Origin of the sequence: Paraburkholderia largidicola, assembly GCF_013426895.1 — a bacterium.
Lineage (GTDB): Bacteria > Pseudomonadota > Gammaproteobacteria > Burkholderiales > Burkholderiaceae > Paraburkholderia > Paraburkholderia largidicola.
Map to the genome: position 1 here is coordinate 2,855,446 of NZ_AP023174.1, position 12,655 is coordinate 2,868,100.

The following is a 12,655-nucleotide window of genomic DNA, read 5'->3' on the forward strand; positions in this document are numbered from 1 at the left end:
CTATGCGTGGCGCGTCATATCGACGTCTGGATCCGCCAGCGGTTCTTGCGGATTGTTAGCCGCGTCGGCATCGATGAACTGCTGCGTCCGGTCCGCGATCTGCCCGGAGCGTCGCGCCTCGGGGTCCTGTAGCGCAGCGAGCGCAGCACCAACGGAAGCCTGGGCCTCCGCCGCCAGCAAACGCCGATCAGCCCCCGGCGCAAGCGGCGCGCCGACATACACATGCGCCGTCAGCGGACCGGCGCGCAACAGCGCATCGAGCGACTCGCCGAGCGACAGGTCGCCGATATACGCCGGCGCCGTCGACTGCCTGCCCTGCGCATCCTCGTACATCATGCACACGGGCTGCACCGGCCGCGACGCCGACACCGCCGCCTGAAACATGTTCGCGTGGAACGGCAGCAACTGAACGCCGTCGGACGTCGTGCCTTCCGGAAATACGCACATCAGTTCGCCCGCGTTCAGCCGCTCGGCGAGTTCATGCATGATGCGTTTTGCGTCGCTACGCTTCTCGCGCTGAATGAACACGGTACCCAACTGCTGCGCGAGCCAGCCGACCACCGGCCACTTGCGGATCTCCGCCTTAGACACGAACGGCGTCGGACGCCACGCGTTGATCACGTAAATATCGATCCACGAAATGTGGTTCGCCACGACCAGCACGCCTTCGTCGAGCCGCGCGCCGTCGTTATGCACGACTAGTCGCATGCCGCACAACTGCAGCATGCGCAGCGACCACGCACGGTTCAAATCCAGACGCTGCTGCGCGCTCGCGCGCGGAAAACGCGTCCAGACGACCCACAAACCGTGAAGCAGATGCACGACCAGTCGAATCTTGCGAAACGCGAGCTTCATCTTGCGAGTCTTCCGCTTATCTCTTCATTCTTGCCGATGGGCAACGCGCTCAGCGTTGCTCGAACGCTACCTGACCCGAGACGACCGTCGCGCGCACGCGAGCCGGCAGCTCGTAGCCGAGGAACGGCGTGTTGTGCCCCTGGCTCTTCAGCGCGCGTGGCTCGACGCGCCAATGGCCGTCGCGGTCGAACACGCACAGATCGGCTGTCCCGCCGACCTCGATGCGTCCAGCGGGCAGCTTCAACACACCCGCGGGCGCAGCCGTGATGCGGTTCAGCGCCTTTGCGAGCGACACACCCGCTTCGTCGGCCCACTTGAGCGTCAGCGACAGCAGCAACTCCAGCCCCGTTGCGCCCGGCGTTGCCTCGGCGAACGGCAACAGCTTTTCGTCGTCATCGACGGGCGTGTGGTCCGAGCAGATCGCATCGATCGTGCCGTCCAGCAGACCCGCGCGAATCGCCTCTCGGTCGCGCTGGGAGCGCAGCGGTGGATCGAGCCGGAACTGCGCATCGAAATAGCCGATGTCGATATCGATCAGATGCACATGGTTGATCGTCACGTCGCAGGTCACGGGCAGGCCTTCCGCTTTCGCCGCGCGCATCAGTTCGACCCCCGCCGCCGACGACAGGTGCGACAGATGCACACGCGCGCCCGTCACACGCACGAGTTCGAAGATCGTATGCAGCGCGATCGTTTCCGCCGACACTGGCACGCCCGACAGACCGAGGCGCGACGCGAGCGGACCGCTCGCCGCGACGCCGCCCTTCGCGAGATACGCGTCCTGCGGACGCAGCCATACCGTATAGCCGTAGGTGTTCGCGTATTGCAGCGCGCGCAGCAGAACCTGTGTATCGACGACAGGCGTATCGGCCTGCGAGAAGCCGATACAGCCCGACTCGGTCAGCTCGACCATCTCGGTGATGACCTGCCCCTTGAGCCCGACCGTCAGCGCGCCGAGCGGATACACATGCGCGCGATTCAGATTGCGCGCGCGGAACTTGAGCATTTCGACGAGGCCCGGCTCGTCGAGCACGGGATCGGTATCGGGCGGACAGACGAGGCTCGTCACGCCCCCCGCGAGCGCCGCGGCCATCTCCGATTCGAGTGTCGCCTTGTGCTCGAAACCGGGCTCGCGCAACCGCGCCGATAGATCGACGAAACCGGGCGCCACGTATAGGCCCTTGGCGTCGATCGTTCTGGCCGCGTTGAAATCGGCGGGCGCGTTGCCGAGCGCGACGATCTTGCCCGCCGCGATGAATACGTCCTGTTGCTGTTCGGTGCCCGCTACCGGATCGATCAGCGTGCCGCCTTGAATATGAATCTTCATGCGCTGCCTTTTTTGCCTGCCTGTGCTTTCATTGCCCGATTCGTACGCCGACTCATTTGCCGATTCGCGCGCGGATCAATCGTTGTTGCCTGCGACGATGCCCATCACCGCCATGCGCACCGCGATGCCGAACGTCACCTGATTGAGAATCACCGACTGCGGCCCGTCCGCCACCTGCGAGTCGATTTCGACGCCACGATTCATCGGGCCCGGATGCATCACGATTGCGTCGGGCTTTGCGAGCGCGAGACGCTCGGGCGTCAGCCCCCAGCTCTTGAAGTACTCCTGCGCCGACGGCAGCAACGCGCCGCTCATCCGCTCGTTCTGCAGACGCAGCATGATGATGACGTCGACATCCTTCAGCCCTTCGTCGAGGTTGTGGAACACGCGCACGCCCATCTGCTCGAGACCGCCCGGTAGCAACGTGCGCGGGCCGATTGCGCGCACTTCGGGCACGCCGAGCGTGGTGAGCGCGTGAATGTCGGAGCGCGCGACGCGCGAATGCAGAATGTCGCCGACGATCGCCACGCGCAGATTCGTGAAATCCTTCTTGTAGTGGCGGATCGTGTACATGTCGAGCAGACCCTGCGTCGGGTGTGCATGACGGCCGTCGCCCGCGTTGATCACGTGCACGTGCGGCGCGCAATGCTCGGCGATCAGATACGGCGCGCCGCTCGACGCGTGACGCACGACGAACATATCGGCATGCATCGCCGACAGGTTGTTGATCGTGTCGAGCAGCGACTCGCCCTTGCTCGTCGACGACGCGTTGATGTTCAGATTGATCACATCCGCCGATAGTCGCTTCGCGGCGATCTCGAACGTGGTGCGCGTACGCGTCGAGTTTTCGAAGAACAGGTTGAACACCGACTTGCCGCGCAACAGCGGCACCTTCTTCACTTCGCGGTCGGTCACGCTGACGAACTGCTCGGCCGTATCGAGAATGTGATTGACGATCGCGCGCGGCAGGCCTTCGATCGTCAGCAGATGTTTCAGCTCGCCGTTCTTCGTGAGCTGCGGATTGCCCTTCAGGAAACCGTAGCGAAAACGGTCCGCTGACGCGGCGTTATCGTTCGAAACGGTGGAACCTTGGGAAACCGGGTTGGGCGTGTTCATGGTCTTCCTGAATCAGACTGGGGACTGCGTGTGCTGCTTTTCGTTAGAGCGTGTTGGCGCCGGACGCGCTCAATCTACGCGCGGCTCGGTATGAAACGCGAGGCGGTCGCCGTCGCGCGACAACACGAGCGTCGAATTCGCCGGCACCTCGATCGTGCCGCCGACGAAGCGCGCCGCCACCGGCAACTCTCGCCCGCCGCGATCCGCGAGCGCCGCGAGTTCAACCGACGCGGGACGCCCATAGTCGTACAGCTCGTTGAGCGCAGCGCGCACGGTGCGCCCCGTGTACAGCACGTCGTCGACGAGCACGATGCGGCGGTTGTCGACTTCGAACGGCAACGAGGTCGGGCTGGCTTGCGTGTGCAAGCCTTTCTTCGCGTAGTCGTCGCGATGCAGCGCGACATTGACGACGCCGAACGTCGTGACGTTCAGGTCTTTGGCGAGACGCTCGGCCAGCCACACGCCGCCGCTATAAATGCCAGCGAGCACCGCGCCGTCGGGACCACCCAGCGCGTCGCCATACGCGGCGCGAATCTGTTCGAGCAAGACGCGGTACAGCGCCTCGGCGTCAATGGAACTCATCGGAAAGTCCGTCCAGATATTGCTGAAGAATGATGCACGCGGCTTCGGCGTCGAGCATGCCGGCTTGTCTCGTTCCGCTACGAATACCCGCTTCCGCTTCGACCGACGAATAGCGTTCGTCGACCCACGTGACTGGCAGATTGAAGCGCCCGTTCAGCTGATTGCCGAAGCGCTTGGCGAGCTGGGTTCTTTCGTGGGGAGTGCCATCGGGATGCATCGGCAGACCGACGACGAGCGCGTCGGGCTTCCACTCGTCGATCAGCTTGCCGACAGCTTCGAAACGATATTCCCGATTGCGGTTTTGCAGAACGACGAGAGGACGAGCGCTGCGGGTGAGCGAATTGCCTACTGCAACACCGATACGTTTTTCGCCATAGTCGAACGCAAGCAGCGTCGCTTCACGTCCGGCCACACTGCTCATGCGTGACCCGCTTCGCCGGAGAGCATCGAAGAAGAAATGCCGAGCAGCGCAAGCGCGGCTTCGAAGCGCTCTTCGGCGGGCACGTCGAAAACGATTTTCGGATCAGCCTGAACGGTGAGCCAGCCGTTCTTCGAGATTTCGTCTTCAAGTTGGCCGGCGCCCCAGCCCGCATGGCCGAGCGTCAGCAGGAAACGCTGCGGGCCTTTGCCGCTCGCGACGGCTTCGAGCACGTCTTTCGATGTGGTCATCTCCAGCCCGCCCGGCACCTGCATCGACGACGTATAGGTGCTCTCCGAAGCGTCGTGCAGCACGAAGCCGCGCTCGGTTTGCACCGGGCCGCCGAAATACACGGGGACATGCAGCAGGGGCTCGATCTCGAGCTTGAGGTCGATACGATTGAACAGCGCCTGGAGGTCGATATCCGTCGGCCGGTTGATGACGAGACCGAGCGCGCCACGCTCGCTGTGATCGCAAAGGTAGACCACCGTTCCTGAAAACGTGGGGTCCGCCATGTTCGGCATGGCGATCAGGAACTGGTTGGTCAGATTGATGCGATCGTTACTCTTGGACATAGGTCGAATTTTAGCAAAGACGGTGCGCGACTGCGGAGCCCGTGCGTTGCGCCAGAATCGTGCAGCGGGCTGTTCGCCGGTCTTTGCGGGCAGGCTGTCTGCAAGCGCGCGGCCGACGAGATCGCAGTCCATGAAACTGCACTCTATCACGCGCTCCGGCCTTGCCGGGAACGACGAGCGTGCGCTATCGCGCAGCGAATGGCATAGCGCCGAGGTCTCGCGCCGGCTCCTGCATCCAGACGGTTCGCTATGCGCCGCCGCCCTGTTCGATCGCGCGCGTGAGCGCGGCCAGAACGTTCGTCGCCGATTGCGGCGCGACGCCTGCCGCGACCTTGTGCAGCATCGCGCGCAGGGCCTCGGCGGCGGCTTCGAGCGAACGCGCGTCGGGCGCTTCGACCACGATGTGCGCGCGCACTGCAGGTGTGGACACGCCGGCGTGCGCGCGGCGGCGCCACGCAAGGCCTAACGCGTCCGCGAGCAGCGCGACCTGGCCGAGCCCGAGCGCCGACGCAGCCGCGCCCAGACGGTATGCCGCATCGCCCGCTTGCAGCGCCGCACTGGGGTCAGCTTTCTGCGGATTGTCTGCGGCGCGCGCGTAGTCCGTGAGTGCGGAAATCGCGGCGTCGGCGGTTTGCAAAAAGTCTTCGTACGCGTTGGCATTGACCGTCAGCACGCCGAGTTCGCGCGTCATCGCGACATGCGCCGCCAGCGTCTCGGCCTGGTGCGCGCCCGCTTCCCACAGCGCTTCCGATGCCTGCGTGCCCGCGATATGCCAGTCGACCGTCAGGCCGTAGTCGCGCAGCAACTCGACATGCTCCGTATCTTCTGCAGCCGCGCCGAATAGCGCGTAATCGCGCCATAAGAGCGCGAGCGTCGCGCGCACGAGCGAGCGCGGCGCGAGGGGAATACCGCGCTCTTCATCCGCGAGCGCCATGTTGCAGCGCGCATAGAAGCGCCGCGTGTCGACGTCTTCGACGGAGTGGCCACTCGCGCGCAACGCACGCGAACACGCTAACGCGAGACGCCAGAAATCATAGGGATCGGGGCCGGACAGATCGACGAGGCATGCATCGAGATCATCGAGCGCGGCATTGACTGCGCCCGCCACCGCGCTCGTGCTGACATGGCCCTTCGAGCGCAGCACGGGCAGCAGTGCCTGCTCGTAGCGCGCCCGCAGATGCGCCAGCCGCGCAGCCGACTGCGAGCGCAACGAAACGGGCGGAACGGGCCGGCCAGCGAGCGCGATGTCTTCGAAGGTGATGCTGTAACCGGGGGTGTGCTGCGCGATGTGCGTGCTGAGCGCGCGGTAATGCGCGAAAAGCGAAGCCGAGCAGCCAAGCTCGCGTAGATTGCGCCGCTCGAGCGCCGCGCGGAAGGCGCGCAACGCTGCGCCGAACGTGGCGCGCGCGGCAGCCTCTTCCGCCAGACCGCTTGCGGCCATCGGCGAGACGAGCAGCAAGGCATCGGTGAAACGGTGCGCGGCGAGCCAGCCTGCGTCGCGCAACGCGCGACCAGCGATCAGCAGTTGCGCGGTCATGTCGCGGCGCTGTTCGAACGCGTCGAGCGCGTCGGCAATGGCCTGTTCCGCGGGGCGGACGGCGCCGCCGCGGGGATTCGGTAAAGCGTCGAGCGTATCGGGCGATGCGGATCGAAGGGTCATGAGCAGGCTGCATGAACGCCGGCGTGGTCAGGCGGCATCGATACTGCGCCACCGGAACTGCCGGTATGGCGAAAGTAGTGCAATTGCCGGGCCACCGACCGCATAGCCCCGAAACGGTGTCGCTTTCTCTGTTACGACGTGACACACAACGCACCGCTCAAGCCGCAACATCGCGATGCCGACAGCGTCACGCTCACGAAGACCACTGTGATAAACCGCAAGCTCAGCGCTGCGACAAGTTATCTTGCGACAGCGCGTGCGCGCCGATGTTCCATCGCGCGCGCAATCGATTCATTTCGAATCGGTCGACCTTGCGTGGCGGGCAAGGATAGCCCGCCGCCGGCAAGGTGGATCGATCAGATCTGCACCATCTCGAAGTCTTCCTTGCGCGCGCCGCACTCGGGACAGGTCCAATTGATGGGAACATCTTCCCAGCGCGTGCCCGGCGCGATTCCTTCCTCTGGCAGACCGGCTTCTTCATCGTAAATCCAGCCGCAGATCAGGCACATCCAGCTCTTATATTCCATTCTTGAGTCGCGTCGAAAAGTCCGGGGAAACGGGAGCCATGATGGTACCGTGTTGCCGCCCCGATGCCTAGCGGATGCGGGGTCCGAGCGGTCGTCCGCGACACTTTGAGGCGTTATGTGTGACCGGACCCGCCCGCAGATGCGAAAAAATGCCCCGCGCGCGTATAAGGCCGCATAATTGAGCCGTCTGTGTGGGCCTTGGCGGGCGCGTCGCGCGCCGTTTATGGCCCACGAACATTTCGCTCATCGACTACAAAAATTTCATGGCCAGCAACACCCCTCCGATCGTTCTCACCTTCGGCCTGTCCGACCCGACGGGCGGCGCCGGATTGCAAGCCGACCTGATGACGCTTGCCAGCATGGGCTGCCACGGCGTGTCCGTGCTGACCGGCTACACGGTGCGCGACTCGGCGAGCTGCGACGAAGTCACCGGACTCGACCCGGAAGCCGTCGCGACCCAGGCGAGGATGCTGCTAGAGGACATGCCGATCGCCGCCTTCAAGGTCGGCGCCGCCACGCGCGCGGAAGTGGTCAGCGCGATCGCCGAAGTGGTCGCCGATTACGACGATATTCCGCTCATCCTCGCGCCTGACTTCACGCTGGACGACGAGCACGTGCTCGCCGCCGACGAGTTGCGTGAAGCCATTGCCGATCTGCTCGCGCCGCAAACCACGCTGCTCGTCGCGGACACGACTGCCCTGCTCGCGCTCGCGCAACCGGACGGCGACGCCGAAGCGCCGTCGCTCGACGCTGCAATCTCACATCTGCTGTCGCAAGGTTGCGAATACATCCTGTCGACGGAAACGGGCACGCATCGGCTCGTCAACACGCTGTTCAGCGAAGACGGCCAGTTACGGCAGGACATGTGGGACCGTGGACAGCAGCGGATCATGGGCATCACCGATACGCTCGGCGCCGCGATTGCCGCGTTGCTGGCTAACGGCCAGGAACCGGCCGAGGCGGTCCGCGAAGCGCAGGAATATCTGTTCCAGGCGATGCAGGCAGCATTCCGGCCGGGGATGGGGGCGTATCTTCCGGATCGTTTCTTCTGGGCAAGAAGCAGCGATGATGAGGTGCCGCTGGGTGGCGGGTCGGATGTGACGCCGGGTGAGGCGCGGCATTAAGCCGCCGGCGCGCAGCCTGAGGTGGCGGATGCCACCGGTTGTGCGCCCCAATACGTCTGACGATTAGACGCACGAGTCTGGCGCGATCAATTTGACGCGCATAAAAAAAACCCGCATCTCTGCGGGTTTTTCTTTTGGCACGAGAAGCGCGCCTCTCAGCGCGCCTCCCACATGCTTTCCGGTTACCCGGAAATTACATGTCCATGCCCATGCCGCCCATGCCGCCGGGCATGCCGCCAGGCATCGGTGCGTCTTCCTTCGGCAGTTCGCAGACAGCTGCGTCCGTCGTCAGCAGCAGGCCAGCAACCGAAGCTGCGTTCTGCAGTGCCGTACGCGTCACCTTCGTCGGGTCGACGACACCGGCTTCCACCAGGTCACCGTACTCGCCCGTTGCTGCGTTGTAGCCGTAGTTGCCCTTGCCTGCTGCAACTGCTGCCACCACGACGCTGGCTTCTTCGCCGCCGTTCGTGACGATCTGGCGCAGCGGCTCTTCCATTGCGCGCAGAACGATCTTGATACCTGCGTCCTGGTCAGCGTTGTCGCCCTTGACGCCAGCGATTGCGCTGCGTGCGCGGATCAGCGCGACGCCGCCGCCAGCCACGATGCCTTCTTCCACAGCTGCGCGCGTTGCGTGCAGTGCGTCTTCGACACGTGCCTTCTTTTCCTTCATTTCGACTTCGGTCGCAGCGCCAACCTTGATCACTGCCACGCCGCCTGCCAGCTTGGCAACGCGTTCTTGCAGCTTTTCACGGTCGTAGTCCGACGTCGCTTCTTCGATTTGCGTGCGCACTTGCTTCACGCGCGCTTCGATGCTTGCTGCTTCGCCAGCGCCGTCGATGATCGTCGTGTTTTCCTTGCCCACTTCGATACGCTTCGCTTGACCGAGTTCGTTCAGCGTTGCCTTTTCGAGCGTCAGGCCGGTTTCTTCAGCGATGACCTGACCACCCGTCAGGATCGCGATGTCTTCCAGCATCGCCTTGCGACGGTCGCCGAAGCCCGGAGCCTTGACAGCCACCGTCTTCAGGATACCGCGGATGTTGTTGACGACCAGCGTAGCCAGCGCTTCGCCTTCGACGTCTTCAGCGATGATCAGCAGCGGACGGCCAGCCTTTGCGACTTGCTCGAGAACCGGCAGCAGATCACGGATGTTCGACACCTTCTTGTCGTGCAGCAGCACGAACGGGTTGTCCAGAACGGCGACTTGCTTGTCCGGGTTGTTGATGAAGTACGGCGACAGGTAGCCGCGGTCGAATTGCATACCTTCGACAACGTCCAGCTCGTCTTGCAGCGACTTGCCGTCTTCAACGGTGATGACGCCTTCCTTGCCGACCTTGTCCATCGCTTCAGCGATGCGATCGCCGATCGACGTGTCGCTGTTCGCCGAGATCGCGCCAACCTGTGCGATTTCCTTGTTGGTCGTGCAGGGCTTGCTGATCTTGCGCAGTTCTTCGATAGCTGCTGCGACTGCACGGTCGATACCGCGCTTCAGGTCCATCGGGTTCATGCCCGATGCAACGTACTTCATGCCTTCGCGAACGATCGACTGGGCCAGAACCGTCGCCGTCGTCGTACCGTCACCGGCGTTGTCGCTGGTCTTAGAAGCGACTTCCTTGACCATTTGCGCGCCCATGTTCTGGAGCTTGTCCTTCAGCTCGATTTCCTTCGCGACGGACACACCGTCCTTCGTGACCGTCGGGCCGCCGAAGCTGCGTTCGAGAACAACGTTACGGCCCTTCGGACCCAGCGTGACCTTCACTGCGTTGGCGAGAATGTTCACGCCTTCAACCATCTTGGCACGGGCGGAATCGCCGAACACGACGTCTTTAGCTGCCATCTTCTAACTCCTTGAATTCTTGAGAATGAACCGGGACAAGTGATTACTTGTTGACAACGGCCATGATGTCTTCTTCGCGCATCACCAGCAGTTCGTTGCCGTCGACCTTGACGGTCTGGCCTGCGTACTTGCCGAACAGGACGCGGTCGCCGACCTTGACGTCGAGCGCGATCAGGCCGCCCTTGTCGTCACGCTTGCCCGGGCCGACAGCCAGGATTTCGCCTTGATCCGGCTTTTCTGCTGCGGCTTCGGGGATCACGATGCCCGACGCGGTCTTGGTTTCCTGATCCAGACGCTTGACGATCACGCGATCATGCAAAGGACGAAGGTTCATGGATAGATCCTCTCTTGATTGGGACTGAAGAACGCTGAGGTATGCCGGCTGGCGCCGCCAACCAGCGGAGTTGTTAGCACTCTCGTGCGGTGAGTGCTAATTATATGGACGAGGGATCACAAATTCAAGGAGAGACGGATGATAGCGCCCCCGCGTCGGCCGGCGCAGTTCAATCCGACTGAAGAAAAGTCGGCGGATTGAAAATAGTCCATCAAAAACAATGGCTTACGATTTTCACGCAGATCGCGAGCTAAGCCATGAAGACTGCCGGATGCAGCCCTGCGCTGAAACTGGCGGCTTCTAGGTGAAATCCCGTAATCGCCATTCGTACGCAGCCTGACCCACTCCCGCCCCTGATCCGGCCCCACAACGCTGACGCCGCGGCCTGTCTTTTTGCGTCTCGAACTTTATCGACTACCCACAAAGACACCGTGCAAATCAGCCAGGAACCGGTAGCCAGAAAAACGTCGCATCCGGCATCCGAATACTGTGCGATGACGCACAGGTACATCGGACCGCAGTCGCTAAGATCGACCCGAAATCGTAGCTATCCGAACTAAACGGACGGAGAACGCGAAGTCCGTTTGCGGCTTTCATACGAACGTCACACATCGTCACGATTCGGCTCGGAACCCTGTTTCCCGATGGAACCGGACACAGCCATTAGAGGTTGAATGATGACCAACGCCATCCATGCCGTCCGCCAATTTCAGCCCTTCCTGGAGTACCTACAGGAAGGCAAGCAAAGCCGCACGCAGAATCCGCACGTCGAAAAAGCCCATCTGATGACGATCGAGCCGTCGAGTCACGTCGTGATTTCGCGGGAAGGACGGCAGAGACTGGCGGCCGAGCGGCAGACAGAGCAGCAGTTCGATTGGGAAATTTAGGTTTGACTGCGCCGCGGCTGTGCGTCGCCGACCTCACGTACTCGAAAGGCACCGACGCACAGAACGAACGTGGAGCGCAGATCACCTGCGTCCACGCGACACAATTACTTCGTGGTCACCGATACAGCGGGCGAAAGGCTTCCCCCGTCCGAGGCGCGCATGGCGCTCGTCTGCGCATCGCCGCCATCGCGGGCCGGCGCCACCCAGGCGGCAGGCGCCGCGTTGTTCGCTGACGGACGGGCACTGTCCGTCGGCGTGCCCGGCGGCAATGGCGGGAGCGTCGGCAAGCCAGTCGGCAATCTCGTCGGCGCACTGTTGGCAACGACGGGCGGCGGTTTGCGCGGTGCCGGCGCAGCCTTCTCGCCTAGCGGCTTCCATCCTGTCGAAAGGATCGCCCGCTGAAGCAGAGCCTGAGCCTCCACGCTGCCGACATCGATCGCGAGCGCCTGGTTGGAGAGCTTGAATACACAACTCCATATCTTGTCGTTCGCACAGCTGTTCGCCACGCCTATCGCAACGTCACGTCGGTTCTCCCGATCCTTGACTTCGGTTTGCATCCGCAATGCGTCAGCGTTGCTGGGCGCCAGCAACAACGCATCCGACACTGCCGATTTCGCTTGTGTCAGGTCGTTCCGCTCGAGACTTGTGCGTGCGTCGCTGAGCGCATCGGATATCCCCCGATGCAACTGCGCGCCGCCTGGCGCGCGCGATACGACCGGCTGCGCGATCCTGTTGACGGCGGGCTGACCCGTGGCGGCCATCGAGGGCGCATCGTCCTTTGGAGGCGGCATGTACTGAGGCATCGGGCGGCTCGAAGTGTCCGCAACTGTCGACAGATCGCCGCTATCGCTGTTCCGTGTATGGCCATGACCTAGCCAGAGATAGCCCGCCACACCAAGCAGGAGCAGACCAGCCAAAGGTATCGCGCCCCTGGTGACGACCCAGCGGCGGATTGCCTGCGGCAGAGAGGGCGACACGATGTCCGGCGAAAAGTCCGGATCTCCCGCCCCTTGCCAGACGACGTTCGGCGCGGCACATTCGGTCGGTTCGTCGGCGATCGGGGCTGGGTATCGGGTTTCGGACTGGACGGCTCTCAACTGCGCTTGAGCACGCTTCGGCCGATCGGCCTCGAGCGGGCGGCTGACGCCGCAGTAGGGGCAGAAATTGACGTACTGATACAGCACGCCGCCACAAGTGCTGCAGGGCGTCGGAAACCTGACGGCGGGCGTGGTCGTTTCGGCAGACATGCTTGAACCCCAACCAAATGTGCGCGATGCCATGTCGTCAGACTCGGCGTCGATCTGACGACAGACGACAGAGTCAGCGGAACTCGCCATCCACTTCTCGCGGAGAAGCGGAGAGCCCGGCCGCAGGGCCGGTAACTGCGCAACAGAGTGCTTTATCGCACGTCGCATC

The 12,655-nt window shown here is 63.2% G+C and carries 13 protein-coding genes; 2 read left to right on the forward strand and 11 right to left on the reverse strand.

Annotated features, from left to right (window positions below):
* The 8 genes from PPGU16_RS12690 to PPGU16_RS12725 all read right to left on the reverse strand — a co-directional run bounded on the left by PPGU16_RS12690 (position 1) and on the right by PPGU16_RS12725 (position 7,060).
* Positions 1–855, reverse strand: a complete 855-nt coding sequence (locus PPGU16_RS12690) for a lysophospholipid acyltransferase family protein (RefSeq protein WP_180720294.1) — start codon at positions 853–855, stop codon at positions 1–3.
* Between the two features lie 49 nt (positions 856–904).
* Positions 905–2,182, reverse strand: a complete 1,278-nt coding sequence (locus tag PPGU16_RS12695; protein WP_180720295.1) for a dihydroorotase — start codon at positions 2,180–2,182, stop codon at positions 905–907.
* A 75-nt stretch (positions 2,183–2,257) separates the two neighbouring features.
* Positions 2,258–3,298: an aspartate carbamoyltransferase catalytic subunit gene (locus PPGU16_RS12700; protein ID WP_180720296.1), complete on the reverse strand. Its 1,041-nt coding sequence runs from the start codon at positions 3,296–3,298 to the stop codon at positions 2,258–2,260.
* Positions 3,299–3,367: 69 nt separating this feature from the next.
* On the reverse strand, positions 3,368–3,880 hold the full coding sequence (gene pyrR / locus PPGU16_RS12705) for a bifunctional pyr operon transcriptional regulator/uracil phosphoribosyltransferase PyrR (RefSeq protein WP_180720297.1): 513 nt from the start codon (positions 3,878–3,880) through the stop codon (positions 3,368–3,370).
* Complete coding sequence (gene ruvX / locus PPGU16_RS12710) at positions 3,867–4,301, reverse strand: Holliday junction resolvase RuvX (protein ID WP_180720298.1); 435 nt, start codon at positions 4,299–4,301, stop codon at positions 3,867–3,869. The genes pyrR and ruvX overlap by 14 nt, the downstream gene beginning before the upstream one ends.
* Positions 4,298–4,873 carry a YqgE/AlgH family protein gene (locus PPGU16_RS12715; protein WP_054928782.1) on the reverse strand — a complete coding sequence of 192 codons (576 nt, stop codon included), beginning with the start codon at positions 4,871–4,873 and terminating at the stop codon, positions 4,298–4,300. The genes ruvX and PPGU16_RS12715 overlap by 4 nt, the downstream gene beginning before the upstream one ends.
* 247 nt (positions 4,874–5,120) lie before the next feature.
* The gene (locus PPGU16_RS12720; RefSeq protein WP_180720299.1) at positions 5,121–6,533 is read right to left on the reverse strand and encodes a hypothetical protein; all 1,413 of its coding nucleotides are present in this window, start codon (positions 6,531–6,533) and stop codon (positions 5,121–5,123) included.
* 356 nt (positions 6,534–6,889) lie between these two features.
* Entirely contained in the window at positions 6,890–7,060 is a 171-nt protein-coding gene (locus tag PPGU16_RS12725) for a rubredoxin (protein WP_004186709.1), read from the reverse strand.
* A gap of 263 nt (positions 7,061–7,323) precedes the next feature.
* Between PPGU16_RS12725 and PPGU16_RS12730 the strand changes: the two genes are divergently transcribed.
* Positions 7,324–8,184 carry a hydroxymethylpyrimidine/phosphomethylpyrimidine kinase gene (locus tag PPGU16_RS12730; protein WP_180720300.1) on the forward strand — a complete coding sequence of 287 codons (861 nt, stop codon included), beginning with the start codon at positions 7,324–7,326 and terminating at the stop codon, positions 8,182–8,184.
* Between the two features lie 193 nt (positions 8,185–8,377).
* Here the strand turns inward: PPGU16_RS12730 and groL are convergent, their stop codons facing one another.
* Positions 8,378–10,018 (reverse strand): chaperonin GroEL, encoded by a 1,641-nt coding sequence (gene groL, locus PPGU16_RS12735; protein WP_036003161.1) that lies wholly within the window; start codon positions 10,016–10,018, stop codon positions 8,378–8,380.
* Positions 10,019–10,061: 43 nt separating this feature from the next.
* Complete coding sequence (locus PPGU16_RS12740) at positions 10,062–10,352, reverse strand: co-chaperone GroES (protein ID WP_036003158.1); 291 nt, start codon at positions 10,350–10,352, stop codon at positions 10,062–10,064.
* 674 nt (positions 10,353–11,026) lie between these two features.
* On the opposite strand from PPGU16_RS12740, the gene PPGU16_RS12745 reads away from it, so the two are divergent.
* Positions 11,027–11,239 carry a hypothetical protein gene (locus PPGU16_RS12745; RefSeq protein ID WP_180720301.1) on the forward strand — a complete coding sequence of 71 codons (213 nt, stop codon included), beginning with the start codon at positions 11,027–11,029 and terminating at the stop codon, positions 11,237–11,239.
* A 104-nt stretch (positions 11,240–11,343) separates the two neighbouring features.
* Here PPGU16_RS12745 and PPGU16_RS12750 read toward each other — a convergent pair whose 3' ends face one another.
* Positions 11,344–12,486 carry a hypothetical protein gene (locus PPGU16_RS12750; protein ID WP_243460542.1) on the reverse strand — a complete coding sequence of 381 codons (1,143 nt, stop codon included), beginning with the start codon at positions 12,484–12,486 and terminating at the stop codon, positions 11,344–11,346.
* Positions 12,487–12,655: the final 169 nt, after the last annotated feature.

Bases quoted from the DNA above. Each gene is read 5' to 3' on its own strand.
- PPGU16_RS12690 (WP_180720294.1), bottom strand. From the start codon at position 855: ATGAAGCTCGCGTTTCGCAAGATTCGACTGGTCGTGCATCTGCTTCAC.
- PPGU16_RS12695 (WP_180720295.1), bottom strand. From the start codon at position 2,182: ATGAAGATTCATATTCAAGGCGGCACGCTGATCGATCCGGTAGCGGGC.
- PPGU16_RS12700 (WP_180720296.1), bottom strand. From the start codon at position 3,298: ATGAACACGCCCAACCCGGTTTCCCAAGGTTCCACCGTTTCGAACGAT.
- pyrR (WP_180720297.1), bottom strand. From the start codon at position 3,880: ATGAGTTCCATTGACGCCGAGGCGCTGTACCGCGTCTTGCTCGAACAG.
- ruvX (WP_180720298.1), bottom strand. From the start codon at position 4,301: ATGAGCAGTGTGGCCGGACGTGAAGCGACGCTGCTTGCGTTCGACTAT.
- PPGU16_RS12715 (WP_054928782.1), bottom strand. From the start codon at position 4,873: ATGTCCAAGAGTAACGATCGCATCAATCTGACCAACCAGTTCCTGATC.
- PPGU16_RS12720 (WP_180720299.1), bottom strand. From the start codon at position 6,533: ATGACCCTTCGATCCGCATCGCCCGATACGCTCGACGCTTTACCGAAT.
- PPGU16_RS12725 (WP_004186709.1), bottom strand. From the start codon at position 7,060: ATGGAATATAAGAGCTGGATGTGCCTGATCTGCGGCTGGATTTACGAT.
- PPGU16_RS12730 (WP_180720300.1), top strand. From the start codon at position 7,324: ATGGCCAGCAACACCCCTCCGATCGTTCTCACCTTCGGCCTGTCCGAC.
- groL (WP_036003161.1), bottom strand. From the start codon at position 10,018: ATGGCAGCTAAAGACGTCGTGTTCGGCGATTCCGCCCGTGCCAAGATG.
- PPGU16_RS12740 (WP_036003158.1), bottom strand. From the start codon at position 10,352: ATGAACCTTCGTCCTTTGCATGATCGCGTGATCGTCAAGCGTCTGGAT.
- PPGU16_RS12745 (WP_180720301.1), top strand. From the start codon at position 11,027: ATGATGACCAACGCCATCCATGCCGTCCGCCAATTTCAGCCCTTCCTG.
- PPGU16_RS12750 (WP_243460542.1), bottom strand. From the start codon at position 12,486: ATGTCTGCCGAAACGACCACGCCCGCCGTCAGGTTTCCGACGCCCTGC.